Below are 3,143 nucleotides of genomic sequence, written 5' to 3'. Positions count from 1 at the left end.
TCTTTCTACTGCCCCAACTTTGCAACAGCACCGTAAAAATACCATGTCACGAAAGGCCCCAGTGATACATGTTTCAGGAGGTAGTAACAGGCTTTATAGATCAGCGGCAACACTTTAACAATTAATGTAGCGATAAGGTACACCCATCTGTACGCGCTGACCTGCGGCGTTGTGGGTTGTGCCGAGCGTGCTGCCGGAGTCCCTTTCAGTGTCCCTGGGGTAGGAGCGGCCGCATGAAGGTGCGCTCGTACCGCAGGACGCACTCGGACTCGTCTCGAATCCGGTCAGCGGCGATGAAGTCCGAGTGGGTGCCGAACAAGGTGCGGTACTGCTCGTAGGCAGCCAGGCTGGGGAAGCTGAACAGGGATTCCGCACGGTCACTCACACCTTCCGCGGGTAGGTAGTACCCGTGGTGGGTGCCGCCGTGTTCGTCGACATGCCGCATCCAAGCGCGGGCGAACTGTTCAAAGGCTGCGATCTGGTCGGGGTCGATGGTGTAGTGGACGACACAGGTGATCACATCCACAACGCTAGGCCCACAGGCGCTCATTGGGGAGCCTTTGTCTGTGCGCCTCGTGGTGCAGCACACCAATCTGCCTGGTTTACCTGCGGAAATGCGTCAGTTCGCCAAGTTGGCGCCGAGTTCAACGGTGAGAACTCCGACGGCGATGAGGAGGATGCCGAGGGCCATGGTTCGGGTGAGGGGTTCGTGGAAGATGACCCGGGCGAGGATCGCGGTGAGAGCTACGCCGGATGCTGCCCAGATGCCGTAGGCGACGCCAAGGGCCATGCCGTCGGCCAAGGCGAGACTTAAGGCGACGAACGCCACGAGATACCCCGCGATGACGCCGATGAACCATTTCTTCACCCGGCCACCGTCGGAGGCTCGTAGCGACATGGTCGCGACGACTTCGGACAAGATGGCGCCTGCGAGGAAGATCCATCTCATGAGTTGACTCCTGCTTCCTGGGCTGCGGTTTGCTGAGCTTTCTGGGAGCCGAGTTCGACGGTGAGGACACCGCTGATGATCGCAACCATTCCAAGACCCATCACAGCGGTCAGAGGTTCACCGAAAATCGCGGCGGATAGCACGGCGGCGAGCACGACCCCGCTGGCTCCCCAGATGCCATAGGCGACGCCGATCTGCATTCCTTCGCGCAGGCAGAAGGTGAGGAAGACGAAAGTGCCGATGTATCCGGCAGCAACCACGATGTACCAGGATGGGTGATTGAGCGCCGCCTTGAGAGACAGCGTCGCCGCCACTTCGGTAGTGATGGCGCCAGCGAGCAGGAACCACTGCTTCATGGGGTTGTTCCTTCGATCAGGGAGCGAATGCTGGAGACGACGGCTTCGAGATCCGCGCCGTGGAGGGTGGACACACCTGTGGCCTGGGCGCCCCAGAGTCCGTCGGCGGCGAGTCGGGCGGTGGTCAGCCTGGCTCGGGTGGCGGCGTCGAGATCGTCCGGGAGTTCGAGCCAGCGGCCCATCCGCGTAGTCCACGGTTCGGTGAGTTCGGGCCGATACGTCGCTTGGCCCCAGATGATGAACTCGGCGCGCTTGGCGGCCCCGTGGGCGGCGACGTGAACGTAGCTCAGGAGCCGCTCGGTGGCGTTGGCGTTCTCGAGGGGCTTGCCAAGGGTGGCAGTCATGTCGTTCTCGACGTTGGCCGCAGCGTGGTCGACGATCGCGGCGAGCAGTACGTCGCGGTTGCGGAAGTGATATAGCAATCCCGGTTTGGTGAGCCCGGCCTCGTGGGCCACTGCGTCAAGGGTAATGTCGCCACCCTCCGCTGCGTTCATGACGCGGAGGGCAGCTTCCAGGATCTCGGAGCGCTGACTGGTTCGCATATAGCTAACTTTACCATTTGGTAGGTGAAGCCTTCAACTGCGGGCGCTGGTAGGGGCACCTGGGGTACACCCTATTGTTACGCCGGTATGCGGCAGAATGTTTCCTGTAAAATAGGGCCGTTCCTAGCATTGTTTTACACGTGTCTAGCGGGGTCTAGGTCTTATGTCTACAGAAAAGTGGTGAGTGTGATGTTGCCGTCGGATTGACACGAATCAAAACCATCTTCGATGATGAGCACGGGCTTTATGGTGCTAAACGCATCGCTGCAAGCCTCAACGACGATACGGACTTTCCTCCGATCAATCACAAGAAGGTCGCACGCATCATGAAATCCATGGGGCTGAAAGGCTTTAGTAAACGGCGTCGGTGCATCACCACCAGGCGCAAGCCTGGCCACCGAGTCATGCCAGATTTAATAGGCCGCAAATTCACCGCTGATAAGCCGAACCAGGTCTATGTAGGCGATATCACCTACCTGCCGTGTAAGGGAGGCAAGAACATGTACCTGGCCACGGTCATCGACGTCTACTCGCGCAAACTCGTCGGCCATGCACTAGCCGATCACATGCGGGTATCGCTGGTTATCGAGGCTTTGTCTCATGCCAGGAAAGTCCGCGGAAGCCTTAAAGGGGCAATTTTCCATTCCGACCACGGTAGTGTGTACACCTCACAGGCATTTAGGGACCACTGCGCCCAACTTGGTGTACGCCAATCCATGGGAGCAGTGGGTACAAGTGCCGATAATGCCCTAGCAGAATCGTTTAACGCCACCTTCAAGCGTGAAGTTCTGCGTGATCGGAAAGTCTTTGACAATCCCATCGTCTGCCGTCAGGAAGTCTTCCGGTGGTGCATGCGCTACAACACGCGCAGACGGCACTACTGGTGCAACCTTCTAGCCCCTGATGCCTTCGAAGCGCTCACATCAGCTACACTGACTCAAGCAGCATAGCTAACCCCCGACGTGTCTACTTTCCGGGGGTCAGGCCCTGCCGCTGGTCAGCACACGCACATGCAAAGAGCATCCCTGAATACGGCAACAAAGCAACGAAAATGGTGACTTTCACCCCGGTGTGCTTGAAGGGTCGTACAGGCGCATTTTCGTACCTGCCCAATCCACCTGCATCGTATGCCCTGGTGCATGGGTGATCCGGGCGGTCAGCCCGGCCGCGTCGACATGGGAGGCAACCAGTTGGCGGAACCGGTCGTAGCTGTAGTGACGCTGGCCCGGCTGGGCCAGCGTTGTGGTGTAGCGAGCCCACAATACTTACAATGTTAGCTTCACACGTCTTGTGCGT

Annotated in this window: 4 protein-coding genes and 1 pseudogene; 1 reads left to right on the top strand and 4 read right to left on the bottom strand. The window is 59.0% G+C overall.

The features are described 5' to 3' along the window. Positions 1-205 precede the first annotated feature (205 nt). The 4 genes from HMPREF2993_RS11285 to HMPREF2993_RS11270 all read right to left on the bottom strand — a co-directional run bounded on the left by HMPREF2993_RS11285 (position 206) and on the right by HMPREF2993_RS11270 (position 1,847). Positions 206-520, bottom strand: a complete 315-nt coding sequence (locus HMPREF2993_RS11285) for an NIPSNAP family protein (protein ID WP_174232238.1) — start codon at positions 518-520, stop codon at positions 206-208. Between the two features lie 99 nt (positions 521-619). Beyond that, entirely contained in the window at positions 620-949 is a 330-nt protein-coding gene (locus HMPREF2993_RS11280; protein ID WP_003849969.1) for a DMT family transporter, read from the bottom strand. Then, positions 946-1,305, bottom strand: coding sequence for a DMT family transporter (locus HMPREF2993_RS11275; RefSeq protein ID WP_048733039.1), 360 nt, complete (start codon positions 1,303-1,305; stop codon positions 946-948). Before HMPREF2993_RS11275 ends, HMPREF2993_RS11280 begins: the two co-directional genes overlap by 4 nt. After that, positions 1,302-1,847 carry a TetR/AcrR family transcriptional regulator gene (locus HMPREF2993_RS11270; protein WP_034666346.1) on the bottom strand — a complete coding sequence of 182 codons (546 nt, stop codon included), beginning with the start codon at positions 1,845-1,847 and terminating at the stop codon, positions 1,302-1,304. The genes HMPREF2993_RS11275 and HMPREF2993_RS11270 overlap by 4 nt, the downstream gene beginning before the upstream one ends. A 209-nt stretch (positions 1,848-2,056) precedes the next feature. Between HMPREF2993_RS11270 and HMPREF2993_RS11265 the strand changes: the two are divergent. Then, positions 2,057-2,797, top strand: a pseudogene (locus tag HMPREF2993_RS11265) (IS3 family transposase); the annotation flags it as partial. Positions 2,798-3,143 lie beyond the last annotated feature (346 nt).

Origin of the sequence: Corynebacterium sp. HMSC068G04 (assembly GCF_001814885.1) — a bacterium.
Taxonomy (GTDB): Bacteria; Actinomycetota; Actinomycetes; order Mycobacteriales; family Mycobacteriaceae; genus Corynebacterium; species Corynebacterium hiratae.
Note: the sequence above shows the minus strand (reverse complement) of the source record. Positions and strands in the feature narration are given on the sequence as shown.

Excerpts from the sequence above, each read along its gene's own strand:
- HMPREF2993_RS11270 (WP_034666346.1), bottom strand. The coding sequence starts at position 1,847 with ATGCGAACCAGTCAGCGCTCCGAGATCCTGGAAGCTGCCCTCCGCGTC.
- HMPREF2993_RS11280 (WP_003849969.1), bottom strand. The coding sequence starts at position 949 with ATGAGATGGATCTTCCTCGCAGGCGCCATCTTGTCCGAAGTCGTCGCG.
- HMPREF2993_RS11275 (WP_048733039.1), bottom strand. The coding sequence starts at position 1,305 with ATGAAGCAGTGGTTCCTGCTCGCTGGCGCCATCACTACCGAAGTGGCG.